Source organism: Sinanaerobacter sp. ZZT-01 (assembly GCF_035621135.1).
Classification (GTDB): domain Bacteria; phylum Bacillota; class Clostridia; order Peptostreptococcales; family Anaerovoracaceae; genus IOR16.
This window is the reverse complement of record NZ_CP141728.1, coordinates 1,950,024-1,973,625: the sequence shown is the minus strand read 5'-3', so window position 1 is coordinate 1,973,625 and position 23,602 is coordinate 1,950,024. Positions and strand designations below refer to the sequence as shown.

Genomic DNA, 23,602 nt, shown 5'->3' with positions numbered 1-23,602 from the left:
CCTTTAATATTCTTATATAAATACTCTGTAAAAAGTAATTACCTGAGGACAGAATATCAATATAACTGATAACAGCACTAATATAATCAAATAAGGCGGAAGTCCTTTTACAACCCTCATGTATGGTACATCAAAGGCTGCACATGCGGTAAATATATTACAGCCAAACGGCGGTGAAACCGCTCCCAGCGTATTTTGAAGCGTAATGATGATTCCAAGCCAGATCGGATCGATTCCCGCAGCCATAGCCGGTCCGTAGAACATTGGTGTTAAAACTACAATTGCTACAAGAGGGTCCACAAACATACATGCTATGAAAAAAAATAACGTTACGCTTGCAAGAACCATGATAGATGAAGGATTTTCTCCAAGCACTCCGGAGCTCAGCATCTGAGGTACATTTGCATATGTCAGAACCAAAGAAAAAATTTGGCCGCTTGATAACAGGATGAACAACGCCGCAGTCACTGCTCCTGTAGATAATGCAATTTTACCAATATCCGCTAATTTTATAGTCCGATATATCACTACTTCCAATATAAATGCATATAGTACTGAAATAGCAGCAGCTTCTGTAGGGCTGCAAATGCCAGAATAAATACTTCCTACTACAATAACCGGAAAACCCATAGGCAGAATTGCTTTTCTTAATGCACATCCCTTTTGTCCCCAGCTCATTCTTGGAGTTCTCGGCAAGTCCAGCTTCTTTGAGTGGAAATAGATATATACGGAAAAAAGAATTGCCAGTAAGATTCCCGGTCCGATTCCCGCAATGAACATCTCTCCAACCGAAGTTCCGGTTACTACACAATACATAATCATGGCTACACTCGGTGGAATAAACATCGCTATATTAGATGATGTTACAATAAGTCCATTTATGTCTTCATCGCGGTATCCCACTTTCAGCATGTTTCCTCTCATAGTTTTTCCTATTGCCACAACAGTAGCCTGTGTAGAACCTGATATTGCACCAAATAAGGTACAAGTTCCAACCATAGTTGCACCTAGTCCACCGTAAATATGCCCAATGAAAGCTTTCATAAGATCAACAAGCCTTGTTGCCGTATGCCCAGAGCTCATGATGTCCGCCGCAAAGATAAACAGTGGGATTGCAAGCAGGGCAAAGGTCTGAACCCCTGCCATAAGCTGTTGAATCATAGTACTCAAAGGCAAGGAGGGCAGAAATACTATGATTGACACAAGTGAACCCAATATCATTGACAGATACATTGGAAAACCAAACAGCAGGCAGCAAATTAAAATAATCGTTAAAACCCAAAGCATTTACTGTTCCCTCCTTTCCTCTGAAAGATAGCTTCCTTCTAATCCGATATAAATTTCTTTTTTAAGGATGTTCTGAATAAATACTAATAGATATTGAATCCCTGCAAACAAAAATCCGAAGGATACCACCAAAATAATCAGATAGACCGGAACCTGCAAAGAAACCGTTACTTTACCAAATGTCTTAATTAAATAAGCATACTGAAAAGAGATAACAGCCAGTGTGAGCATTGTAGCTGAGGTAATTCCTGAAATTGCAAGTGCGGTACATTTTTTCATTTTTCCCGGCATGATATCAAAAATTGCCAACATGTTGATGTGTTTTCCCGTTGTCGCGCAATAACTCAAACCAATAAAAGTTACAAATACCAGCAGTGTTTGTCCGAGTTCTTCAGAAGCATTGATTCCAGTCCCTAAAAAAAATCTTCCAAGAACATTGAGAACCAAAATCACAGCCATAGCTATAATGCTTCCCGCCAATATGATCTGCTCTATCCTCACTATAATTTTATTTAGCTTTAATAAATATCTCATTGTTTTTCTTCCTCGAATGTTGCATAGTATGCACCTGATATATAATCTAATATCAAGTTTGCCGCAACATGACTTGTCAATTCGCGGTGGTCTGTCATCGGATTAACCTCTACAAAATCAATGACATCAACATGGGGAGCAAATTCCCGAATCAGATCTGACATTTGAAAATGATTTAATCCCGCAGGCTCTTGACCACCAGAGCCTAGTGCATATGCCAGATCAAGTGCGTCAATATCGACTGTCAAATAGACATAGTCTGTGCCGTCACAAGCAATTTCAAGCGCTTTACGTGCAATTTCCTTCGCTCCCTGTTCAAATACTTCTCTTGGGGTAAAAATTTTCATTCCACTCTCTTTAATATAATGGTAATGCTCTGGATAATTAAACCCTCGCGGACCGATTTCTACTACATTTTTTGCATCTATCCTCTCCATTTCAATGGCTCTTCTAATTTCACTGCTTCCTGAAAATCTCCCCTGCGCCACAGAATCGAATTTTAAATCCAGATGTGCATCCAGGTCTATAATGCCGATTTTCCCTGGCTTCTTATCATGAATTGCTATAAATCCCGCATTTGTAACAGAATGATCCCCCCCAAGTAAAATCGGTGTATAGCCATCTGTCATAATGTTTCCAATTTCTTTCGCCATCTCTTTCAGCGATCTTTCATGGTCGTATCTCGCGATCTTATCAACATTTCCGAAATCTTTTACTTCTATTTTATTAAAATCTACCAAATAATTGTTGCAAACATCAAATAAATGCCCGTCTTCCATCCGATTCATAATACCAGCCATAGCTCTTCTAATACTGTCAGGTGCATATCTAGCCCCCGGCCAGCCTCTTCCGGCTTCTGTATCATAGTTTAATCCTAAAATTCCATATTTTAATTTATTCATTGTTTTATTAATCCTCCCCACTGGTAAAAATAGTATTAATTTCTCAGATGCATCTTCGATACCTTATATTAAAGCAACAATTATGCCATATTCTTTTAATCCCCCTATTTTTTACATAATATACAATTAGATCTGTTGTTTTCACTTATTTCTATCATTTTTTCTTATCTTCTTTACAGTATAAATCATTCCTTTATATTTAAAATAGATTGACTATTCTGATTACAAATCGTACAATGTTTAGACAATATGTAATTTTCTTATACAAATTGCTTTGATTGAAAGGAGGACGTTTTAAGTGGAGACAGACAAAGTATTTAAGGAATTATTTGGTCATAGCGACTCAATACTCATCAGTGATATCAACGGCAAAGTATTATATTATGAAGATTATAACGATGAAATTAATATGGTGCGATATGAAAATGCCATCGGGCGCTCTGTATTTGAATTATATCCTTTTTTAAAAAGAGAAGATTTCACCTTGTTTCGGGCGATGGATACAAAAAGCGTCATTGCAAATGAGCTGCAGCAGTTTGAAGTGAATGGAATCGCTAAAAAGGCACTCAATTCCGCTTACCCTCTTATTAATGAAACAGGCGTAATCGGCGGAATTGTCATGTCTGTAGAATTAAATAATAAACCCGGGCGCAAAAAGAAAATCCCTTTTTCATCAAAATACAATTTTGATGATATCATGACTCAGAACAAAGCCTTTAAGGCTAGCTTTGAAAAACTTAAAATGCTATCCAAAGGAGACTCCAATATTCTAATTTACGGAGAAACCGGAACAGGTAAGGAATTAATCGCACACACAATTCATGCAAACAGTAAAAGAAAAGACAAGCCTTTTATTATACAAAATTGTGCGGCAATCCCCAGCAATCTAATGGAAAGTATTTTATTTGGTTCCACTAGGGGAAGCTTCACGGGAGCAATTGATAAAGCTGGACTGTTTGAAGTAGCACAAGGAGGGACATTATTTCTAGATGAAATCAACTCCATGTCTTTAGAATTGCAAAGCAAGCTCCTCCGTTCCATAGAAACAAAATCCATCCGGAGAGTCGGCGAATCCTACGAAAGAGAAACCGATACCAGAATTGTCGCTTCCACGAATGAACCTCTTGACAAAATGGTTCAAAGAGGTCAATTCAGAAAAGACCTTTTTTTCCGTTTGAATGTTGCCAGCTTTTCCATCCCTCCCCTTCGTGAGCGTATTGATGACATCCCCCTTCTTTGCGATACGTATATTAACTACTCCAATGCAAGGCTAAATCATCATACGACAGGCATCAATGAAGAAGTCTTACACTTGTTCAGCTCTTATTCCTGGGAAGGCAACGTAAGAGAACTGAAAAATGTCATTGAATATGCCTGTACACTTAAGCCTTCTGGCACGATTACTTTATCCGACCTTCCAGATTATCTTTTAACAAAGAAAACGCTTAAAACCATCCCCGTTTTGAATCTGTCTTCTCCAGCGGAACTTGACTGCTGTAAATATTTGGCTCCCGGCACTTCCTTAGCATCTCAGATAGAAAATCTAGAACAAATCATTGTTAAAAACTCTTTTGAAAAAAATCGCTACAGCATTACCAAAACAGCAAAAGAATTAGCAATATCCCGCCAAACTCTGTATAATAAATTACGTAAGTACAAATTATTATAAAAATTCATTCATGCAACCAATTTCATAATACCTAACCGTTGCGTTATAAAAATATTTTTTAATTTCAATCTCTGGATTAACAACATAATTGAAATTTGCTCTTAAAAAATTATAAGGACGGTCATTTGAATGATGCCGCCCTCTTTTCTTTCGTTTTATCTCACTTTTTTTGTGACCTTCAAGCGAGTCATAGCTCTGGACAAGGCCGCTTTTGTATAATGATATTCAATCAGTGCCTGCTTGGTTCTCAAACGCTCCTCTGCACGCTCTCTCGCCTCTTCTGCACGGTTTACGTCAATTTCTTCCGGCCATTCGGCTGTATCTGCAACTACGACAACATAATCCGGCATAATTTCTGCAAATCCATCTCCCAATGCAGCGGTTTTCCATTCTCCGTTTGATTGAAACCGCACTTCGCCAGCCTGGATCGCTGTTACCATCGATTCGTGCTCTGCCATCACGCCATGGCTTCCGTCAATAGCCGGCAGAATTATCATATCTGCCTTTCCTTCAAAAAAATCTCGATCACTCGATACAATTTTTAAATCAAAAGTTTTTCCCATCTGTTATGCCTCACTTTCGACTGCCTCGGATTTCTTTAATCCCATTGCTTTTGTTTTTTCAATCACATCCTCAATGGATCCTGCCATGAGAAACGCACTTTCTGGATACGCATCCATTTCTCCATTAATAATAGCCTTAAAGCCTCGGATCGTTTCTTTTAAAGGAACATATTTTCCGCTCATTCCAGTAAAATTTTCTGCGACAGAAAAAGGCTGAGATAAATATTTTTGTATCTTTCTTGCACGATATACGGACAATTTGTCCTCCTCTGCTAATTCCTCCATCCCTAGTATTGCAATGATATCCTGCAGTTCCTTATATCTTTGAAGCAATTCCTGCGTTTTTCTTGCCACCTGATAATGTTCTTCACCTACCACATCCGGCTCTAAAATGCGAGAAGTGGATTCCAGCGGGTCGACTGCCGGATAAATGCCCTGTTCCACAATCTTTCTGGAAAGCACTGTCGTTGCATCCAAATGTGCGAATGTCGTTGCCGGAGCCGGGTCCGTCAAATCATCTGCAGGAACATAGACCGCCTGTACAGAAGTGATCGAACCGTTTTTTGTAGACGTAATTCGCTCCTGCAGCTCTCCGACTTCATTAGCAAGCGTTGGCTGATACCCGACCGCAGACGGCATACGTCCCAGTAGAGCGGAAACCTCAGAACCTGCCTGAACATAGCGAAAAATATTGTCAATAAATAAAAGTACATTTTGATGCTCTTCATCCCTGAAATATTCCGCCATAGTCAATCCAGTCTGTGCCACACGCATACGAGAACCCGGCGGCTCATTCATCTGTCCAAACACAAGTGCCGTCTTATTGATGACGCCGGACTCTGTCATTTCAGTCCATAAGTCATTTCCCTCTCTAGAGCGTTCGCCAACTCCCGTAAAAATAGAGTAACCCCCATGCTCAGTCGCAATATTGTGAATCAATTCTTGAATCAATACGGTTTTGCCAACTCCGGCCCCTCCGAATAATCCAATTTTTCCGCCCTTCGCATAAGGTGCAAGAAGGTCAATCACCTTGATTCCTGTCTCTAACACCTCTACAACCGGACTTTGATCCTCAAATGCCGGCGGAGTTCTATGAATCGGCCATTTTGCATTAGCCGTAAATTCCTCTTTCCCATCAATCGTTTTTCCCAAAACATTAAACATTCTGCCTAGTACCTGTTTGCCAACCGGAACCTGAATGCAGGAATCCATCGCAGTGACTTCCATTCCCTTCGCCAGTCCTTCACTCGCCGAAAGCATAATACAGCGCACCACATGATTTCCCATATACTGTGCTGCTTCCATCACTTTTTCATCCCTGTCAACTGTAACGCAAAGTGCATCCTTTATAAAAGGAAGTTGATCTGTATCAAATTCCACGTCAACTACCGGTCCTAAAACCTGAACAATCTTTCCTTGTTTCATACCTATCTATCCTCCGTTCCTGCACCACTGACGACCTCATTGATTTCTTGTGTAATGCTTGCCTGTCTGGCACGGTTATACAGTAAAGATAAATCTCGAATCATATCTTTTGCACTATCGGTTGCTGACTGCATTGCAGTCATTCTTGCATGCTGTTCCGCAGAAAATGCTTCCACCATCGCTCCATAAATAAATCCTTTGATATAATTAGGTACCAAATGATTCATGACCTCCTGCGGTGAAGGAGAATATTCTGCAACGTGCTTGTATTCTTCTTTTTCCATCGAAACAAACTCACCCATAGAAAGCGGGAGAAGCTTAACCATCACCGGCTCTGCCCTCATCGGTGTTACCATTCTTGTATATACCACATAAACCTCATCGATTTCTCCCTGATTAAATCCATCTAAAACAATCTCCGCGATACACCTTGCACGATATCTGGTAGGATTGTAATTTGTAAAGAAAAACCCCTCATCCATCGGTTCCTTTTTCTTTTGAAAGTATTGCCTTCCCACCTGTCCGACCGCAAATAAAATGCTGTTTCGGTCCTTCTCAATCTCTTTCTCTGCTAATTTTATAATATTGTGATTGTATCCACCGGCAAGCCCTTTATCTGCTGTAATTACAATGTAGCCTCTTTTTTTCTTTTCCTCAGCTTTAACTTCACGATTATCAAAATAAGCATGCGAAAGATCCGGAGAGTGCAGAAGAATGTCATGAATGGTCTTTTGAAGCGTCATAAAATAAGGCATGGTTTCATCAAGTACCTTTCTCGCCTTTTTTAACTTGGAGGATGAAATTAAATACATCGCATTTGTGATTTTCATTGTATCTTGAATACTTTTCATACGAAGCCGTATTTCTCTCATATTTGCCATGAAATCACCTACTTTTGAATTTTTTGATACCAGTTATAATCTCTTCAATCATATCTTCGGTCAGAACTTTTTCCTGTTCTATTTTTTGTATTAATGTTTCATGTTCTTTTTCCATATAAGCCAGCATCCTGCTTTGAAATTCTTTGATTTCTTTTAGAGGCACATCCAACAGAAGTTTCTGATTAGCCGCACAAAGAGAAAACACCATTGCATGAAGACTCATCGGCTGATTCAAAGGCTGCTTTAACATTTCAATCAAGCGACTCCCATGATCTAACTGTTCTTTCGTCGATGCATCTAGATCAGAACTGAACTGTGTGAATATTTCCATTTCTCTATATTGTGCCAAATCAATACGTAAATTACCCGAAGCCTTTTTCATTGCTTTTGTCTGCGCTGCTCCGCCTACACGAGATACCGAAAGCCCCACGTTAACCGCAGGCCTTACGCCGGAAAAGAACAATTCACTTTCTAAAAAAATCTGCCCATCCGTGATAGAGATTACATTGGTCGGAATATAAGCAGAAACATCGCCAGCCAAAGTTTCAATAATCGGTAATGCGGTAATTGAACCGCCTCCATGTTCTTCATCCAAACGACTTGAACGTTCTAACAATCTGGAATGTAAATAAAATACATCGCCTGGGTAAGCTTCTCTTCCGGGCGGACGCTTCAGTAGCAGTGACATCGCACGATATGCGACCGCATGCTTAGACAAATCGTCATAGATAATCAGGGCATCTTTCCCCTGATACATAAAATATTCTGCTATTGCAGTGCCTGCATAAGGCGCAATGTATTGCAACGGTGCAAGTTCACTTGCGGATGCAGAAACGACGATGGAGTATTCCATTGCATCATACTTGGAAAGGGTATTCACAATCTGCGCAACAGTCGATGATTTCTGACCGATTGCAACATAAATGCAAACCACATCTTTTCCTTTTTGGTTCAAAATCGTATCGATTGCAATGGATGTTTTGCCGGTTTGTCGATCTCCAATAATCAGCTCACGTTGTCCTCTTCCAATCGGAAACATGGAATCAATGGCTAAAATTCCGGTTGCCATAGGCACAGAAACGGATTTACGTTCCACAACTCCGGGTGCCGGATTCTCAATCGGCCGCTTTTCTGTCGTCTTAATTTTACCTTTTCCATCAATCGGATTTCCAAGCGCATCCACAACGCGTCCAATTAACTCTTCTCCAACTCCGACAGACGCTCTTTCACCGGTACGTTTCACCTTTGAACCTTCTATAATCCCATGCTCGGAGCCAAGCAGCACAATGCCAACTGTTTTTTCTTCCAAACTTTGAACAATGCCTTTCACACCGGTATCAAACTCTACCAGTCCACCATACATTGCACGTGAAAGTCCGTAAACAGTCGCAATACCATCTCCTGCACGAATAACCGTACCCACTTCCTGCATCTGCGATTTATCTTCATAATGTTCAATTTCATTCTTTAATACTGAAAGAATTTCTTCCGCACAAAGATTGCCCAAATCTTTCACCTCCATGCAAGTTTCTTGTAAAGTCTAGCGAGCCGCCCATTGACACTATAGTCATATTCCTGGTCATCGACCCTAAGGATAAATCCGCCGACTAACGATGCGTCCTGCTTCATCTCCAACTTTACACTGTCCTTGTTGTATTTTAACACTAATTTTCGTTTTATATCTGCAATCTGCTCTGCTGATGGTTCTGTTACATAAATCATTTCTGCTGTCAAAACATTTTTACTGTCCATATCCATTTTTTCATAGGACTCATAGATTTTTTTAAAAAGATCTATCTTCCCATTGTCACAAAGCACTTTCAAAAAGTTACGCATGGGTTCAGGAAAAAGCAAATCAATCACTTTATGCTTTTCTTCTTTTGTAACAGAAGGATTGCTGAGCGCTTTCTTCAATTCCGGAGTTTCTTTATATAAGTTCCAGCTCTCTTCGATGCGCTTCTTTTCTATTCCCATATCAAAAAGTGCTCTTGCATAGCTGTCACTCTCTCTTTTCACTGAAAGCACCTTCTTCTTTTAAAAATTCATTTATCATGTTTTGGTCGAAAGCACCGTTTCCTTGTTTTCCGATCACCTTTTCAGCAGCCGAAACAGTCAAGGCCGCAATTTCATCAGAAATACTCTGCATCGTTTTTTCCCGTTCAATTTCGATGGTTTTTGTGGTCTCTTTCATTACCTGTTCTGCCGCAGCATTTGCATTCTGCAATATCAAATCATACTCTTCTTGTGCACGAATCTTCGAATGATTGATGATCGAATCTGCCTCTTTTTGTGCATTTAATAAAGAATTCTCATATTTATCTTTTAATTCAAATGCTTCTTTTTCTGTATCTTTAGCCGAATTTAATTGATTCTGAATTAATTTTTCTCTCTGCTCCATAATATTTGAAATAGGGCGATATAAAAATTTCTGCATCAAAGCATAAAGAACGATCAAATTAATCACGGTAAAAATAAAGCTCCAATTTAATCCTGTCATTCTTCTCGCCTCCGCACTTACCTTAGGAAAATAATAATCATAATTGCCACTACAAAACCGTAAATCGCAGTAGCTTCTGCAAGTGCACAGCCTAAAATCAGGGTGTTTCTAATTTTATTTTCTGCTTCCGGCTGCCTTGCGATTGCGTCCACAGCTTTTGATGTGGCAATACCGATACCAAGCCCAGCTCCCAAACCTGCTAATACTGCAAGACCTGCTCCAACTGCAATTAATGTTGTCATAATAATACACTCTCCTTTTTCTCACGGCATCTACCGATTTTTATTCTTCTTTTTCAACTGCTTCTCTTATAAATAAAGAGGTTAAAAACACAAATACATACGCTTGCACAAGTCCATCAAAAAAATCAAAATACAGACTGAATGGAACCGGAATAATTACCGGAACAACAAGCATCAACAGCTCCATCACAACGAAGCTTCCTAAAATATTTCCAAACATTCGCATGCAGAGCGACAAAGGTCTCATAAAAACTTCCATAATCTTAATGGGTGCAATAATTGGCATCGGTTCCGCAAAGCTTTTAGCCCACCCTTTTATCCCTCTTGCTCGAATTCCCGCATACTCAACCAAAACAATGCTGATCAGGGCTAAAGCCGCTGTCACATTCAAATCCTTTGTTGGTGGTGCCACATCAATTACTCCGGTCAAATTCGCAATTCCTAAATAGAGTAATACAGTTGTCAAATAAGGAGCATACTGTTTTCCAGTTTCTCCTAAAGTTTCACTGAACATTTTTAAGAATCCGCCGACCACAATTTCCAAAGCAAGCTGTTTTTTGCCCGGAACAACACTTAAATTTCGAACCAAAAAAACAGAACCTACAACTAAAAAAGCCATAATTCCCCATGTAGCAACCACGCTTTGGTAAATGGGTATGCCACCAAAAATAGGGATTTCAAAACAAACTTCCGTATTTAATCTGCGTATCAACTCCTCTGATAGTGTATCCAAAGCTTATCAACCCCTTTCCTTTTTTTCTGCCAATCATAATTTTTAAAAATTTCCTCAAAAAAATAGAAGCTCCGCGTTAACGTTACCTCTATGATTCCATGCTTTCTTGCATTCTATCCTGGCATTGTTCGACACTAGAACAATGATAGTGGATATATAGTTTTTTGTAAAATAAATAATTTTTATGCCGATTATAACTTTTTTTCATCCCTCAGTCTAAAAAAATATCGGACAGGAACTGTTTTGCAACTAATGAAATCGACTGTTTTTTCCCATTTAATACACAGGCTCTGCGATCTGGAATTGCAGGAGAAACGTTGATTTCATAACATCTTTTCTGCCTAATCGAGTCTTCTGCGAAATGTTTTGCTACAATACCAATTCCTAAATTCCGTTCTGTAAAAGGTACGATTAAAGAAGTTGTGGTGAGCTCAATATCTGGATGAAACAGCAATCCATTTGCAAGAAAATAATCATTAATATGTTTTCTCGCACTCATATCTTTCTCAAGAGAAATAATTGGATACTGAACAATTTCGTTTAATTTCCACTTTTTCTTTATCATTTCTTTATATTTTGGGCCGACAATAAAACTATATTGTACGGCATTTAACTCATGAATTTCAATATTTTCAAATTTTTCGTCTTCAAGCATGACCACGCCGAAATCAATTTCACTATCCTTAATTCCTCTTATTAATCCCTGCCTATTGTAGCTCATCACTTCCATTTTTATTTTCGGATGTTTGTCATTAAATGCTTCTAACTTCGGTAAAAGATCAAAATATACGGTCATTTCATCAGTACCAATCCGAATGATCCCATTCTCCATATTAATCATCTGCCATAATTTTTTTTGACCTATCATAATGCTGTTATATGCATTTAAAATATATTTATATAAAATTTTACCTTCTTCTGTCAACACCATTCCTTTTTGTGTACGGTTAAAAAGGCTGCATCCCAGTTCTGCTTCCAAATTATGAATGGATTTACTGACCGCAGGCTGTGTCAAAAACAAAACTTCTGCTGCTTGTGTCGTACTCGATAAAGTCGCAACATGATAAAAAACCTTATAAGATTCAAAGCTAATTGAAAAGTTTTCTTTATATAAGTCTCTGCTATTGCCCATTTGCTTCTCCCTTGGCTTCAATTTGTCTAACTTTATTATTATATATAGATTTTTTTTATACTACAATGATAAAATATAAAAAAAAATTTTGCAATTATATTACAAATATATAAGGGATGGTTTAAAACCATCCCTTATATGACCATATCCTCTTTCAAACTCTGTTTGGTTTCTTCATCTGTTAAAAGCTCTACAAGCTTTAATGCGAATTCCATCGCTGTTCCGGGACCTTTTGCCGTAATGATATGTTCTGCCTGTACTACACGCTGCGCCGTTATTTTTGCACCAATTAAATGTTTTTCCATTCCCGGATATATAACGGCCTCTCTATCTTTTAAAATACCCAACTCGCCCAAAATCATCGGTGCTGCACAGATAGCAGCAATCCACTTTTTATTTTCATTAAAAGCGATCACCTTTTCTTTCAGGCCGCTGTGTTCTTTCAAGTTTAAAGTTCCCGGCATTCCCCCTGGAAAGACAAGCATCTCGCATAATCGATAATCTGCATCTTGAAAAAGCAAATCTGCTTCCACACGAATGCCATGTGCACCGGTAACCATTTTTTCTTTACCAATAGATACAGTCTGAACCGCAACAGAAGCTCTTCTTAAAACGTCTACAACTGTTATCGCTTCAATTTCTTCAAATCCATTTGCTAAATGTACATAAACACACATCTTAATCCCTTTATAATGAACCTTAAAAGCTCATTATATCTTCTCCTTTCTATATTCTTACATCGTCTCCATTTAAAACATGGAGACGCCTAAATTTCTAATCTCATTTCTTTTTCGGGCTTACAATCATAATCATCGTTCTTCCTTCGATGGAAGGGGCCTTCTCAATATCACCAACCTCACTGATTGCATCCGCAAATCTTGTAAGAACTCCTACTCCATCCTCTTTATATTTTTGCTGCCTTCCCTTAAAACGTATACTTACTTTTACCTTATTGCCTCCCGACAAAAACTTAGAAGCATTCTTGATTTTAAGATTCAAGTCATGTTCTTCGATCTTAACAGAAAGTCTTACTTCTTTTAAAGCTACAACCTTTTGATTTTTTTTTGCTTCTTTCTTTTTTTTAGCTTGTTCATACATAGTCTTATTATAGTCAGCTATTTTACAGATAGGCGGAACTCCATTCGCGGAAATTTTTATCAAGTCCAAATCTCTTTGTGCCGCCAATTCCAAGCCCTCCGAAACAGGTACTATCCCCAACATCGTGCCGTCCATATCAATCAGCCTAATTTCTTTGTCCTTAATCTCCTCATTAATTAACAATCCATTTTTTTTAATGCCAAACACCTCCATATAGTTTTTTACATATAAATAAAAGTGGATATCATTGAATCCACTTTTATACTTGAAATAAATTCTGTATTAGTATCTATTTCCACTCGGTCTTCTATTTCTTTGTTGTTTTCTTTCTCTTCTGCAAGCAGGACATCTCTGGGGTTCATTTTCAAATCCCTTCTCTTTATAGAATGCCTGTTCACTTTCATTAAAAATAAAGTCTGCCCCGCAATCTTTACACGTAATTGTCTTGTCAGCCATAACACGAATCTCCTTTGTTTATTCGGGATTTCAAAATCAGAAACATCTCTCTAAATAAATCAAAGAAGTGTTATCCATAATTAATTAATCCATAACTAATAAAAATAACTAATAAAATCTATATCAGTTCTTTGATTATAATATAATAATTTAAATTAATCAAGTAAGATTCAGAAAATATTTATGAATTTCTAAAATTTTGTTGCAAAAATTAAAGTATTATGTCATATCTATATTATTTTATCTAAGATTTAACCTCATGCTTTTGAGTGATTAAAAGATCCTAAAAAGAGAAGCAGACTATAGTCTGCTTCTCTCAAATAAATTTTGATATTCTTCCTAAATTTAACGTTCCTCACGAAAATAAGATACACCTAAATCGGCAGGATTCATATCTTCTTTTCTATTTTTCCTCGTGCTGACAATTACGATTAGAATCGTTGCCGCATAAGGAAGCATATCTACTAAATACTGTGAAATATGAATTCCCATACTCTGCAAACGCAATCCCAAAATATTAAGACCTCCGAATACGAGAGCACCTACCAAAGCTTTCCAGGACTTCCATGATGCAAAGATAACCAGCGCAACAGCAATCCAGCCTCTGCCTGCTACTACATTTTCCTGCCAAACAGGAACCGTAACCAAAGACATATAGGCACCACCAAGACCGCACATCGCTCCCCCAGCAATGATATGTGCATATTTATAAAAAGCGACATTGATACCGGAAGCATCTGCAGCTGCCGCATTTTCACCAACTGCACGCAGATTCAATCCCAGCTTCGTTTGATTCAAATAAATTGTTACTGCAATTACCAAAAGGTATCCAACATACACTAATATATCTTGATAAAATAATATTTGTCCTAAAACCGGAATCTGACACAGTCCGGGAATTGCAATTTTCACTGAAAGGGATTTAATTGCGGCAGGAGCTGCTGTTCCCATAAATCCCTCACCAACAAAACTTGAAAACCCCGTACCAAAGATCGTAAGTGTAAGTCCTGTGACCACTTGATTTGCCATAAGAGAAACCGTAAGAACAGCATAGATCGCCGCACCGGCTGCACCGGCTGCAAGGCTCGCAAGCAGAGCTAAATAAGGATTTCCTGTATGAAGTCCTACGGAAAATCCAATGACCGCTCCCATCAGCATCATGCCTTCTACACCTAGATTGAGGTTGCCTGCTTTTTCTGTTATCAGTTCTCCCAGTGTCGCATAAAGCAGTGGCATGGCCGCACCAACCGCAGCAATTAAAAATGGGGTCATTTATGCCACCTCCTTAATTGTCGTTTTCTCTGATTTTGTAAAAGAAACTTTATATTGCAGGAAAAATTCACTTCCTAATACGAAAAATAGGATAATTCCTTGAATCATATCCGCTACCGAAGCCGGAACCTGCATTGCAATTTGCAAATATGCACCTCCCTGAAGCAAGCCCGCAAAAATGATGCATACCGCTAAGATCACCGGTGCAGATAAACGGGAAAGCCAAGTTGTAATAATTGCAGTAAATCCATAATTATTAGAAATATTTGCGGTTAATGTTTTTTCTATTGCTGAAGCCTGAATCATACCAGTCAGACCACAAAGTCCCCCGGAAATCAACATCGCACTAATAATAATGGATTTAATATTCATTCCCGCATAGCGTGCTGTTTCCAAACTTTCTCCTACAACTGTAATTTCATAACCTTTTTTCGTGTGATTAATAAATATATAAATAAGTACAACTAAAATTAAGGCAATCACCCAGCCAATGTGAACGCCAAATAGCTTTGGCAGTACTGCATTTTCTGAAAATGTTGCAATTCTTGGAAATCCTTGTGAAGCTGGATCCTTCCAAGGTCCAAATTGCAAATAAGTCACCCATTTGATGGCAATATAGTTCATCATCAGAGTAAAAATCGTTTCATTCGTATTAAATTTTGCCTTAAAATAAGCAGGGATAAATGCCCATATGCCACCAAATAGAATTGCTACAACTGCCATACATAACAGCATAATCGGCATCGGAAGAGTATTCGGCAAATTTAATGCAACCAATGCAGCACCAAATGCTCCCATCATAATTTGTCCTTCTCCTCCAATATTCCAAAACTTCATTTTAAATGCAACCAGAATACCCAGCGAAGTCACTATAAGAGGAATTGCCTTCACTGCGGTCTGTTGCATTCTCATCTGCGTTCCAAAAGCTCCCAGCATGATCTCCCGAAATATTTGAACCGGATTAAACCCCATAATTGCAAGCACAAGTCCGGCGCAGATGATCGAACATAGAATTGCTCCAATCCGAATGATAGATTCCCTGTTTTTTGGAAGCTCTGCTCTTTTATTTACCTTTAACATAAGCCTATGCCTCCTTTTCCAAGGAACCTCCGGTCATAAGCAGACCGACTTCTTCCTTTGTTACTTCACTTGTATTGACAATACCCGTAATCTTTCCATTGCAAAGTACCATAACACGGTCACATAGCTCCATTAAAACATCCAAATCTTCTCCTATAAAAAGGACACCGACACCTTTTTCTTTTTGCTCATTCAATAAATCATAAATCTTATAAGACGCACCGATATCAAGTCCCCGTACTGCGTAAGCTGTAATCAGCACCTTTGGTTCGGAATCAATCTCTCTTCCCAAAAGAACTTTTTGAATGTTTCCTCCGGAAAGCTTTTTTACCTCGGTATAAATGCTTGGTGTTTGAATATCCAGCCGTTCCACAATCTTATTCGCTTTGGCAGTACTGTCTTCTCTCTTTAAAAATAAGCCCGGTTGTTTTTGATAGTCTTTTAAAATAATATTGTGCACAATATCCATGGTTCCTACAAGACCCATTCCCAGTCGGTCTTCGGGAATAAAACCCATACGAATTCCAAGCTGAATAATATCTCTCGGTGTTTTTCCTACGATATTATCTCCTTCAAAGAAAATACGTCCTTTATCTGCTTTAACAAGTCCTGCAAGCGTTTCACAAAGTTCCTTCTGCCCGCTTCCGGCCACTCCGGCAACACCAAGAATTTCTCCGCCGTACAAAGAAAAGCTGACTTCATCCAACGCATTCTTTTTCTCCTGATTGACAACACGCAGATTGTCCACCTCTAACAGAACCTTCTTATTTTCAATCTCTTTCTTTTTGATGGATAGGTTTACTTTTTTCCCGACCATCATTTCAATCAAATTAGGAACCTCTACCTTAGAAGTTTCTACAGTTTCCACTGATTTTCCCTTTCTCAAAACGGTAATGCGATCACTGATTTCCATTACCTCATTCAGCTTGTGCGTGATAATAACAACCGCACAACCCTTTTCTTTCATATTTCGAATGATTTGAAACAGCCGTTTGATCTCCTGTGGCGTCAACACAGCCGTCGGTTCATCCATGATTAATATCTTTGCTCCCCGATAGAGCACCTTAATAATTTCCAGTGTCTGCTTCTCCCCTACAGACATCTCATACACCCTTTTTTCAGGGTCGATATCCAGTCCATAGCGGTCAGAAATCTCTCTGATCTTTCGGCTTAATTCTTTTCCTTTTGTAAAAAAGCCGTTCTTTTCGCCTAAAATAATATTTTCTTTTGCACTTAACACCTCTACTAATTTAAAGTGCTGATGGATCATACCAATTCCCAGTGCAATGGAATCCTTCGGTGATGTAAAGTGAACCTGCTTATTGTGGATAGAAATAGAACCGCTGTCGGGGGTATAGATCCCCGACAGCATGTTCATTAAAGTACTTTTTCCCGCCCCATTTTCACCGAGCAGTGCATGTACTTCTCCATCATATACAGTTAGGTTCACATCTTCATTTGCTTTTACCTCACCAAATGTTTTCGAAATATCTCGCATTTGGATTGCGATTTCCTGCTTCATAAAAAGCCCTCCGATGTGTTTACTCTAGCAACAAATATTCTTAGATTATTGTCCGGTCGCACCTTTCACAAGCTTCGTCATAGCAGTATCCGGATTTGAAATTCCCCAAATCGAATCGCGGTCCAAAGAAGTACCTGCCGGAATCATAACACTTCCGTCATTGTATAATACATCCTTATCTCCAGCTGAGAAGACATTGAACTCACCGGATTCAATCTTAGCCTGAACTTCTTTAACTTTAGCCTTTGCTTCCGCAGAAACATTATCTGTCAACGGAGCAAGCTGTACGTATCCGTCTGCCATTGTACCATAATAAGCACCCGGGGTCCAAGTTCCGTCCATGATTTTCTGAATTTGATCAATGTAGTATGCTCCGTGATTCCATACCGGTGCTGTTAAATAAGCTCCAGGCGCAGCAGAACTGCTGTCCATATTATAACCGATTGCATAAGCACCTGCTGCTTCTGCTGCAATCTGAGGGCCAGCTGTATCACAATGCTGTGCGATGACGTCATAACCTTGATCCAATAACGCTTCCGCTGCCTCTTTTTCCTGCGCAGGGTCATGCCAGCTGTTTGTATAAATAACCTTTACTTCCACATCCGGGTTTACGGATTGTGCGCCTAAAGTAAATGCATTAATTCCAATAATAAGTTCGGTATAAGGATAAGCTGCAACGTATCCAAGCTTATTGCTCTTCGTTGTCATTCCAGCGATGATGCCGGAAAGGTATCTCGGCTGTTCCATTGCACCGAAATAGTTTCCAAAGTTTGTATCGTTCATTTTATTTCCGGAGAAATGAAGGAACTTGACATCCGGGTATTCCTTCGCCAATTCATCAATTGGATTCATAAATCCAAAGCTCGTAGCTACGATTACACTTGCGCCTTGATCCATCAGATTAATTGCAGCACTTTTTACTGCTTGGGATTCTTCTGCAACACTCTCCACTTTTAAAGTCTTTACTTTTCCTTTAAAATGATCCTTTAATGCTATTCTTCCATTATCCTGCGCTTCCGAAAACCCGCCGTCGCTTGCCGGTCCTACATAAATGAATCCGACTGTCAGTACGTCGTCTTCCTCTTCTGCTTCTTTGGTTGTTCCGCCGCAACCGGAAAATGCGCCCATCACGAGCACAAGAACCATTAACAGTGCCAAAATTCTTTTCATATTCGCTCTCCTTCTTTCATTATCCTTTGTTTCCTTAGTTTATTTCTAATTAAAGAAATTCTATGTTACCGTCCTTAATGGACTTTATAACCGCAAGGGATTCTACGCGATAGCTTTCTTTTCTGAGTTTTTTAGCCCCACCCTGAAATTGCTTTTCAATAACAGCTCCGATTCCAACTACTTTGCCTCCGGCTTGTCTCACTAAGTCTGCCATTCCGAACGCAGCTTCACCATGTGCCAGAAAATCATCCACGATCAACACTCGATCACCTTTTTGTAAGTATTTTTTAGCGACTCTGGCAATCGAAACCGTTCCTTTTGTAAAAGATTTTACTTCTGCTCCGTAAAATTCGTCCGTCATTGTGTTCGGAGACGTTTTTTTCGCAAATACGACTGGTAAATTCCCGAAATGCATCGCAGTGATGCATGCAATTGCAATTCCAGAAGCTTCAATTGTTAATATCTTATTTACATTTTGATCTCCGAACAAACGCTTAAATTCTTGTGCGATTTGATCAAGAAGTTCTACGTCAATCTGATGATTTAAAAAAGAGTCAACCTTCAATATCTCTGTACCGATTCCGACTCCATCTTGTATGATTCTATCCTTTAAAAGCTGCATTTTTTATCACCTTTCTTTACTGCAAACCCTATTTATTATTATAATGAATGTCACTCGGTTTCGTAAATAGTTTTCTCAATATTTCAGAATAAATTCCTATAAAAAAACCAATAAATGGTCGAAAACACGAACAATATTCTACAACGTTCGATTAAATATTCGCTTATCTTTCCGTTTGTCTATATTGATTCCGATTCATATACGCATCATAGCGCACTTTCTGTTCGTCACGAAGGAGGGGCATGCCATATTGATAGCAGTCCACTACATCTGCATCTTTTACAATTTCTTCAATCCAGCTTCCAATCTCTGATTTGCTGCTGTGATGTTTTACCGCCAATGAAATTAAGTCAATTTCCTCTTCTGTAAATAAATCTAAATCATATAAAAATTTCTTCACCGGCTGGTATCCTTCTTCTGCATGTCCCTTCTGCTCGCCGGTTAAAATCCTTCCAAAATCATGCACGCTGCATGCGCAGGCAGCAAGCTCCGCATCCTGTCCACGTTCTTGTGCCATTAAATATCCTAAACGGGCGCAACTAGCCATATGAACACGTTCCCAGTCTAAGCTGTGATCTCGTTCCTTTTTCTTTCCCTCTTGTTCTCCAATCACATACAAAAGTTCCTTCTGTAACTTTAAAATCCGATCCATCTAAATCCACTCCTCTGCTTTCTCTACAATATTCTGTATGTCATTAAATAATTTGCATGAATGATACCCGTCTGCTACCGCGTGATTTACAAAAATAGATAGAGGAATTTCTACCTTCTCCTGTTTTTCTATGTATTTTCCAAAACTGATCACCGGAAAATACATGTGCGGCTCCGTAAATGTATCGCAGCTGTAATTCGTGAAGTGAAGCCATGGGACACCTGAAATCGGGCAGAAATTTTGCGGCTTATCCGGTTTTGTCTTCACACCCTTTACCCCCCGATACGTTTTCATATCCTCTGTTGCATTTTTATAGAATGTCAAAAAATCCGGATGAAATTCACTCCATATATCGGAAAAAGTATGATCATCTTCGTGAAAAATCGTATAAGAGGGATGCAGAAAATTCCAATATCCCAATCTTCCTTCTGCATCGACCTGCATTCGAAATTCTTTATTCTGATTAATCCCCATGATTATGGCATATATAAAAGCCGGATAAAATTGAATTTTTTTACTCTTAATCCTTTTATAGAAAGCGGTTAGGTCAAGATCAGCGGTCAAATTATAATTGGTGCGGACCATTTTCATGTAATAGTCAAAATGCTCTCGCCGTTCATATTTTTCCATATCTATCAAATGAAATTCTGCCTGATTCATGCAATAAACTCCTTCTATCTTCCCAATAAGATGTTTACTCATTCCTTCCGTACATTGTATCAGATTTTTTATTAAAATGCACTTCTCCATGCTTATTTTCATTCTTTAATAATCTGTGATAAATGATTGACTTTCACGCATATCGAGTCTATTCTATAATTGAAAGTATTCTAAATGGGGAGCTGGGTGAATCCGGCTGAGAGTGAAACTGACTCGTTTCTGACCCACAACCTGATTTGGATAATGCCAACGTAGGAACATATCGTTTTTGTTTTTCTGCGTAGGGTAACCTGCGCAATTTTTTTAACGTTTCACGCATTCTATCCAATTGAATAAGAAATAAAGGAGTAAACTATGATGAAACAACCAGAAGCAAGCATTGCAATCCAAGTATTACCGGATGTCGAGGGAGAAGAAGTGATTCGTGTCGTAGACAAAGTAATCGATTATATAAAATCGACCGGCTTAAATACCTATGTCGGTCCGTTTGAAACGACTATAGAAGGTGATTACGATACTCTTATGAACATTGTGAAAGAATGTCAGCTTATCTGTATACGTGCAGGGGCCCCAAGCGTCGCTTCTTATGTGAAAATTTTCTATAATCCGGATGCGGGGGTATGGAGCATTGACAAAAAAGTTACGAAGCATCACCAATAAGCTTTATCCTATTTCTTTCCTGGCACTTATCCTTTTTCTATGGGAGCTTACCTGCCGGATGGAATGGGTTCCCCCCTTTATGCTTCCTGCTCCGGAAGATGTACTCAATGCTCTTGTTACCGATTTTCCGCTTCTGATGCAGCATTCTGTGACCACCTTTCAGGAAGCGGTCATCGGTCTTTTTCTGAGTGTTTTTTTCGGTGTTCTGATTGCTGTCATCATGGATCATTTCTCTGTGTTATACAAAGCAGTTCATCCGGTCATCGTATTGACACAAACCGTACCGACTATTGCCATTGCTCCCCTGCTGGTTCTTTGGATGGGCTTTGGAATTGCGCCAAAGATCACCTTGATCTTTATAACCTGTTTTTTCCCGATTGTAATCAGTACGTTAAGCGGGCTGCGTGCCGTCGATCCCGATTCGATCCGTTTACTGGAAAGTATGGGGGCAAGCTCTTTTCAAATTTTATTTCGTGTCAAATTAAAAGCAGCAAGGGAATCTTTTTTTGCAGGTCTACGTGTTGCCGCTACCTATTCCGTTGTTGGAGCTGTCATATCGGAATGGCTGGGCGGGTTGCAGGGACTAGGCGTATATATGACTCGCGTGCGAAAATCCTATGCTTTTGACAAAATGTTTGCTGTCATTTTCCTCATCAGCATCGTAAGTTTACTCGTCATGAAATTAGTCGATATTATTGAAAAGAAATCTATGCCATGGAAATACTTAAACAAAGGAGAAGAATAATGAAACACTTAAAAATAAGAAAACAAGCTGCACTCATTCTAATCTTATCATTCCTTTTAATCCTATCTTCCTGCGGTGCAAACAATCCAAAGGATAGCTCCGCAGATCATTTAGAGAAAATCACCTTTGTACTGGAATGGTCACCAAACACTAACCACACCGGGGTATACGTTGCACAAGCAAAGGGCTATTATGAAGATTTGGGATTAGATGTAGAAATTGTCATACCTCCGGAAAATGGCGCATCTGCCTTGGTCGCCAGCGGCAAAGCGCAGTTCGGCGTTGACGTGCAAGAAGGTTTAGGCACCGAACTTACTCTCGACAACCCTTTGCCGATTACCGCAGTTGCCTCAATTATAGATCATAATACATCAGGCTTAATTTCCGAAAAAGAAAAAGGAATTGACGATTTCTCCAAACTGGAAGGAAAAACATATGCATCTTGGGACAGTCCCACAGAGCTTGCAATTATGAAGCAAACTATGACTGATGCAGGCTGCGACTACAGCAAACTCAAAACCGTGCCTGCACCAGCTACGGATTCCGTTTCTTTAATCCGCTCAGGTGATGTTGATGTCGTATGGGTTTATGAAGCTTGGGACGTTATTTCTGCAAGACTAGCTAATGTTGACTTTAATTTTATTAAGTTCAGCGACGAAACACCCGTCTTGGATTTTTACACACCACTTATCATCGCAAACAATGACTTTTTAAAGGAGAACCCCGAGACTTCTAAAAAATTCATGGAAGCAACCGCAAAGGGATACGAGTATGCAATTGAAAATCCAGAAGATGCGGCTCAAATTCTAGTGAATGCAGTACCTGAGCTTTCCTTAGATTTAGTGACTGCAAGTCAGCAATTTCTCGCAAAAGAATACAAGGCGGAAAAGACAAAATGGGGAAGCTTTGACGAGCAGCGCTGGATTGCATTTTATGACTGGATGTATGAGCAAAAATTAATTCCTTCTCCACTAGGGCATTCCGGTTTTACAAATGAATTTCTTCCTCAATAACAGGAGCTTTTTATGAATACACCAAAAATAACAGCTTTGGAAGCTGTATCTATCTGTAAAAGCTATGAAAATGAACGCATTATCGAAAACATTTATGTCAATGTGGCCGAAGGAGAACTGGTGTCTCTTCTCGGTGTCAGTGGTATTGGTAAAACAACACTGTTTCACATTCTCTCCGGACTGGAAAAGCCGGACTCCGGCTCAGTAAAGATTTATGGCGAAGCAGTAACAGGTCAGGCTGGAAAAGTCAGCTACATGCAGCAAAAGGATCTTCTTTTGCCATTCGAAACTATTTTACACAACATATGCATGCCTCTTCTTCTCAGGGGGATTCCGAAAAAGCAAGCTTATCAGCAGGCAAGTCAATATTTTGAAGAATTCGGATTGAGCGGCTGCGAAAAAAAATATCCTTCTCAGCTTTCAGGCGGAATGCGACAGCGTGCAGCGCTCCTTCGCGCTTATCTTTTTTCTGATCGAATTATGCTGCTTGATGAACCGTTCAGCGCATTGGATACACTGACTAAAACCTCCATGCATCAATGGTTCTCAAATATTATTGATGCACACCAGACGGCAACACTTTTCATTACTCATGATATTGATGAGGCGATTATACTTTCCGACCGAATTTATATCATGTCCGGTTTCCCCGGAAAAATTACGCATGAATTGTCAATGGACTCACAAAACCGACGCAGCCCTGATTTTTATACAACAAAAGAATTTATAGACATGAAACGCGAGATTATAAAAAAAATTAATGATAAAAACTGAATAAATGATATAA

General features: G+C 39.2%; 27 protein-coding genes and 1 riboswitch. Of the genes, 5 read left to right on the top strand and 22 right to left on the bottom strand.

Going from position 1 to position 23,602, the window contains the following annotated elements; translation table 11 throughout:
* Nucleotides 1-12 precede the first annotated feature (12 nt).
* From U5921_RS09435 to U5921_RS09425, 3 genes are read right to left on the bottom strand one after another with little or no spacing between them, the layout of a single operon-like run.
* Nucleotides 13-1,287 carry a TRAP transporter large permease gene (locus tag U5921_RS09435; RefSeq protein WP_324822735.1) on the bottom strand — a complete coding sequence of 425 codons (1,275 nt, stop codon included), beginning with the start codon at nucleotides 1,285-1,287 and terminating at the stop codon, nucleotides 13-15.
* Complete coding sequence (locus U5921_RS09430) at nucleotides 1,288-1,821, bottom strand: TRAP transporter small permease (protein WP_324822734.1); 534 nt, start codon at nucleotides 1,819-1,821, stop codon at nucleotides 1,288-1,290.
* Nucleotides 1,818-2,723, bottom strand: a complete 906-nt coding sequence (locus U5921_RS09425; RefSeq protein ID WP_324822731.1) for an agmatinase family protein — start codon at nucleotides 2,721-2,723, stop codon at nucleotides 1,818-1,820. Before U5921_RS09425 ends, U5921_RS09430 begins: the two co-directional genes overlap by 4 nt.
* A 298-nt stretch (nucleotides 2,724-3,021) precedes the next feature.
* Here U5921_RS09425 and U5921_RS09420 point away from each other — a divergent pair, with 298 nt between their 5' ends.
* Nucleotides 3,022-4,392 carry a sigma-54 interaction domain-containing protein gene (locus U5921_RS09420; protein ID WP_324822729.1) on the top strand — a complete coding sequence of 457 codons (1,371 nt, stop codon included), beginning with the start codon at nucleotides 3,022-3,024 and terminating at the stop codon, nucleotides 4,390-4,392.
* Nucleotides 4,393-4,547: 155 nt separating this feature from the next.
* Here the strand turns inward: U5921_RS09420 and atpC are convergent, their stop codons facing one another.
* From atpC to U5921_RS09325, 19 genes are all read right to left on the bottom strand, one after another.
* A complete protein-coding gene (gene atpC / locus U5921_RS09415; protein WP_324822727.1) occupies nucleotides 4,548-4,955 on the bottom strand; it encodes an ATP synthase F1 subunit epsilon in 408 nt (135 codons plus the stop codon).
* A gap of 3 nt (nucleotides 4,956-4,958) precedes the next feature.
* The gene (gene atpD / locus U5921_RS09410) at nucleotides 4,959-6,380 is read right to left on the bottom strand and encodes a F0F1 ATP synthase subunit beta (RefSeq protein ID WP_324822725.1); all 1,422 of its coding nucleotides are present in this window, start codon (nucleotides 6,378-6,380) and stop codon (nucleotides 4,959-4,961) included.
* A 2-nt stretch (nucleotides 6,381-6,382) separates the two neighbouring features.
* Nucleotides 6,383-7,261: an ATP synthase F1 subunit gamma gene (gene atpG, locus U5921_RS09405; protein WP_324822723.1), complete on the bottom strand. Its 879-nt coding sequence runs from the start codon at nucleotides 7,259-7,261 to the stop codon at nucleotides 6,383-6,385.
* Nucleotides 7,262-7,265: 4 nt separating this feature from the next.
* Nucleotides 7,266-8,783: a F0F1 ATP synthase subunit alpha gene (atpA, locus tag U5921_RS09400; protein ID WP_324822721.1), complete on the bottom strand. Its 1,518-nt coding sequence runs from the start codon at nucleotides 8,781-8,783 to the stop codon at nucleotides 7,266-7,268.
* The gene (atpH, locus tag U5921_RS09395; RefSeq protein ID WP_324822720.1) at nucleotides 8,774-9,277 is read right to left on the bottom strand and encodes an ATP synthase F1 subunit delta; all 504 of its coding nucleotides are present in this window, start codon (nucleotides 9,275-9,277) and stop codon (nucleotides 8,774-8,776) included. Before atpH ends, atpA begins: the two co-directional genes overlap by 10 nt.
* Complete coding sequence (gene atpF / locus U5921_RS09390) at nucleotides 9,261-9,758, bottom strand: F0F1 ATP synthase subunit B (protein ID WP_324822718.1); 498 nt, start codon at nucleotides 9,756-9,758, stop codon at nucleotides 9,261-9,263. The genes atpH and atpF overlap by 17 nt, the downstream gene beginning before the upstream one ends.
* Nucleotides 9,759-9,775: 17 nt before the next feature.
* Nucleotides 9,776-10,000: an ATP synthase F0 subunit C gene (gene atpE / locus U5921_RS09385; protein ID WP_324822716.1), complete on the bottom strand. Its 225-nt coding sequence runs from the start codon at nucleotides 9,998-10,000 to the stop codon at nucleotides 9,776-9,778.
* Nucleotides 10,001-10,040: 40 nt separating this feature from the next.
* The gene (locus U5921_RS09380) at nucleotides 10,041-10,733 is read right to left on the bottom strand and encodes a F0F1 ATP synthase subunit A (RefSeq protein ID WP_324822715.1); all 693 of its coding nucleotides are present in this window, start codon (nucleotides 10,731-10,733) and stop codon (nucleotides 10,041-10,043) included.
* A 211-nt stretch (nucleotides 10,734-10,944) separates the two neighbouring features.
* The gene (locus U5921_RS09375; protein ID WP_324822713.1) at nucleotides 10,945-11,865 is read right to left on the bottom strand and encodes a LysR family transcriptional regulator; all 921 of its coding nucleotides are present in this window, start codon (nucleotides 11,863-11,865) and stop codon (nucleotides 10,945-10,947) included.
* A 134-nt stretch (nucleotides 11,866-11,999) separates the two neighbouring features.
* Nucleotides 12,000-12,542 carry a DJ-1 family glyoxalase III gene (locus U5921_RS09370; RefSeq protein WP_324822712.1) on the bottom strand — a complete coding sequence of 181 codons (543 nt, stop codon included), beginning with the start codon at nucleotides 12,540-12,542 and terminating at the stop codon, nucleotides 12,000-12,002.
* A gap of 103 nt (nucleotides 12,543-12,645) precedes the next feature.
* A complete protein-coding gene (gene infC, locus U5921_RS09365; protein ID WP_324822711.1) occupies nucleotides 12,646-13,176 on the bottom strand; it encodes a translation initiation factor IF-3 in 531 nt (176 codons plus the stop codon).
* Between the two features lie 69 nt (nucleotides 13,177-13,245).
* On the bottom strand, nucleotides 13,246-13,419 hold the full coding sequence (locus U5921_RS09360; RefSeq protein ID WP_324822709.1) for a zinc-ribbon domain-containing protein: 174 nt from the start codon (nucleotides 13,417-13,419) through the stop codon (nucleotides 13,246-13,248).
* Between the two features lie 345 nt (nucleotides 13,420-13,764).
* Entirely contained in the window at nucleotides 13,765-14,691 is a 927-nt protein-coding gene (locus U5921_RS09355) for an ABC transporter permease (RefSeq protein WP_324822707.1), read from the bottom strand.
* Nucleotides 14,692-15,771, bottom strand: a complete 1,080-nt coding sequence (locus U5921_RS09350; RefSeq protein ID WP_324822705.1) for an ABC transporter permease — start codon at nucleotides 15,769-15,771, stop codon at nucleotides 14,692-14,694. It abuts the gene before it with no gap.
* Nucleotides 15,772-15,775: 4 nt separating this feature from the next.
* Nucleotides 15,776-17,293: an ABC transporter ATP-binding protein gene (locus U5921_RS09345; RefSeq protein ID WP_324822703.1), complete on the bottom strand. Its 1,518-nt coding sequence runs from the start codon at nucleotides 17,291-17,293 to the stop codon at nucleotides 15,776-15,778.
* Between the two features lie 45 nt (nucleotides 17,294-17,338).
* Nucleotides 17,339-18,463, bottom strand: a complete 1,125-nt coding sequence (locus tag U5921_RS09340; protein WP_324822701.1) for a BMP family ABC transporter substrate-binding protein — start codon at nucleotides 18,461-18,463, stop codon at nucleotides 17,339-17,341.
* Between the two features lie 49 nt (nucleotides 18,464-18,512).
* On the bottom strand, nucleotides 18,513-19,085 hold the full coding sequence (locus tag U5921_RS09335; protein WP_324822700.1) for a xanthine phosphoribosyltransferase: 573 nt from the start codon (nucleotides 19,083-19,085) through the stop codon (nucleotides 18,513-18,515).
* A gap of 163 nt (nucleotides 19,086-19,248) precedes the next feature.
* Entirely contained in the window at nucleotides 19,249-19,737 is a 489-nt protein-coding gene (locus U5921_RS09330) for an HD domain-containing protein (RefSeq protein WP_324822698.1), read from the bottom strand.
* Nucleotides 19,738-20,397, bottom strand: a complete 660-nt coding sequence (locus tag U5921_RS09325; protein WP_324822696.1) for a chloramphenicol acetyltransferase — start codon at nucleotides 20,395-20,397, stop codon at nucleotides 19,738-19,740.
* A 165-nt stretch (nucleotides 20,398-20,562) separates the two neighbouring features.
* Nucleotides 20,563-20,672: riboswitch (TPP riboswitch) on the top strand.
* Between the two features lie 79 nt (nucleotides 20,673-20,751).
* Between U5921_RS09325 and U5921_RS09320 the strand changes: the two genes are divergently transcribed.
* From U5921_RS09320 to U5921_RS09305, 4 genes are read left to right on the top strand one after another with little or no spacing between them, the layout of a single operon-like run.
* Nucleotides 20,752-21,057, top strand: coding sequence for a thiamine-binding protein (locus U5921_RS09320; protein WP_417765000.1), 306 nt, complete (start codon nucleotides 20,752-20,754; stop codon nucleotides 21,055-21,057).
* Complete coding sequence (locus U5921_RS09315) at nucleotides 21,026-21,802, top strand: ABC transporter permease (RefSeq protein ID WP_324822694.1); 777 nt, start codon at nucleotides 21,026-21,028, stop codon at nucleotides 21,800-21,802. The genes U5921_RS09320 and U5921_RS09315 overlap by 32 nt, the downstream gene beginning before the upstream one ends.
* Nucleotides 21,802-22,815: an ABC transporter substrate-binding protein gene (locus U5921_RS09310; RefSeq protein WP_324822692.1), complete on the top strand. Its 1,014-nt coding sequence runs from the start codon at nucleotides 21,802-21,804 to the stop codon at nucleotides 22,813-22,815. The genes U5921_RS09315 and U5921_RS09310 overlap by 1 nt, the downstream gene beginning before the upstream one ends.
* 12 nt (nucleotides 22,816-22,827) lie before the next feature.
* Nucleotides 22,828-23,589: an ABC transporter ATP-binding protein gene (locus tag U5921_RS09305; RefSeq protein WP_324822690.1), complete on the top strand. Its 762-nt coding sequence runs from the start codon at nucleotides 22,828-22,830 to the stop codon at nucleotides 23,587-23,589.
* The last annotated feature ends 13 nt before the right edge of the window (nucleotides 23,590-23,602 follow it).

What these genes read in the sequence shown, in the direction of transcription:
- U5921_RS09350 (WP_324822705.1), bottom strand. Translation starts at nt 15,771, where the DNA reads ATGTTAAAGGTAAATAAAAGAGCAGAGCTTCCAAAAAACAGGGAATCT.
- atpC (WP_324822727.1), bottom strand. Translation starts at nt 4,955, where the DNA reads ATGGGAAAAACTTTTGATTTAAAAATTGTATCGAGTGATCGAGATTTT.
- U5921_RS09310 (WP_324822692.1), top strand. Translation starts at nt 21,802, where the DNA reads ATGAAACACTTAAAAATAAGAAAACAAGCTGCACTCATTCTAATCTTA.
- U5921_RS09375 (WP_324822713.1), bottom strand. Translation starts at nt 11,865, where the DNA reads ATGGGCAATAGCAGAGACTTATATAAAGAAAACTTTTCAATTAGCTTT.
- atpE (WP_324822716.1), bottom strand. Translation starts at nt 10,000, where the DNA reads ATGACAACATTAATTGCAGTTGGAGCAGGTCTTGCAGTATTAGCAGGT.
- U5921_RS09435 (WP_324822735.1), bottom strand. Translation starts at nt 1,287, where the DNA reads ATGCTTTGGGTTTTAACGATTATTTTAATTTGCTGCCTGCTGTTTGGT.
- U5921_RS09430 (WP_324822734.1), bottom strand. Translation starts at nt 1,821, where the DNA reads ATGAGATATTTATTAAAGCTAAATAAAATTATAGTGAGGATAGAGCAG.
- atpG (WP_324822723.1), bottom strand. Translation starts at nt 7,261, where the DNA reads ATGGCAAATATGAGAGAAATACGGCTTCGTATGAAAAGTATTCAAGAT.
- infC (WP_324822711.1), bottom strand. Translation starts at nt 13,176, where the DNA reads ATGGAGGTGTTTGGCATTAAAAAAAATGGATTGTTAATTAATGAGGAG.
- U5921_RS09425 (WP_324822731.1), bottom strand. Translation starts at nt 2,723, where the DNA reads ATGAATAAATTAAAATATGGAATTTTAGGATTAAACTATGATACAGAA.
- U5921_RS09370 (WP_324822712.1), bottom strand. Translation starts at nt 12,542, where the DNA reads ATGTGTGTTTATGTACATTTAGCAAATGGATTTGAAGAAATTGAAGCG.
- atpF (WP_324822718.1), bottom strand. Translation starts at nt 9,758, where the DNA reads ATGACAGGATTAAATTGGAGCTTTATTTTTACCGTGATTAATTTGATC.
- U5921_RS09325 (WP_324822696.1), bottom strand. Translation starts at nt 20,397, where the DNA reads ATGAATCAGGCAGAATTTCATTTGATAGATATGGAAAAATATGAACGG.
- U5921_RS09335 (WP_324822700.1), bottom strand. Translation starts at nt 19,085, where the DNA reads ATGCAGCTTTTAAAGGATAGAATCATACAAGATGGAGTCGGAATCGGT.
- U5921_RS09355 (WP_324822707.1), bottom strand. Translation starts at nt 14,691, where the DNA reads ATGACCCCATTTTTAATTGCTGCGGTTGGTGCGGCCATGCCACTGCTT.
- U5921_RS09330 (WP_324822698.1), bottom strand. Translation starts at nt 19,737, where the DNA reads ATGGATCGGATTTTAAAGTTACAGAAGGAACTTTTGTATGTGATTGGA.
- U5921_RS09305 (WP_324822690.1), top strand. Translation starts at nt 22,828, where the DNA reads ATGAATACACCAAAAATAACAGCTTTGGAAGCTGTATCTATCTGTAAA.
- U5921_RS09340 (WP_324822701.1), bottom strand. Translation starts at nt 18,463, where the DNA reads ATGAAAAGAATTTTGGCACTGTTAATGGTTCTTGTGCTCGTGATGGGC.
- U5921_RS09360 (WP_324822709.1), bottom strand. Translation starts at nt 13,419, where the DNA reads ATGGCTGACAAGACAATTACGTGTAAAGATTGCGGGGCAGACTTTATT.
- U5921_RS09345 (WP_324822703.1), bottom strand. Translation starts at nt 17,293, where the DNA reads ATGAAGCAGGAAATCGCAATCCAAATGCGAGATATTTCGAAAACATTT.
- atpA (WP_324822721.1), bottom strand. Translation starts at nt 8,783, where the DNA reads ATGGAGGTGAAAGATTTGGGCAATCTTTGTGCGGAAGAAATTCTTTCA.
- atpD (WP_324822725.1), bottom strand. Translation starts at nt 6,380, where the DNA reads ATGAAACAAGGAAAGATTGTTCAGGTTTTAGGACCGGTAGTTGACGTG.
- U5921_RS09320 (WP_417765000.1), top strand. Translation starts at nt 20,752, where the DNA reads ATGATGAAACAACCAGAAGCAAGCATTGCAATCCAAGTATTACCGGAT.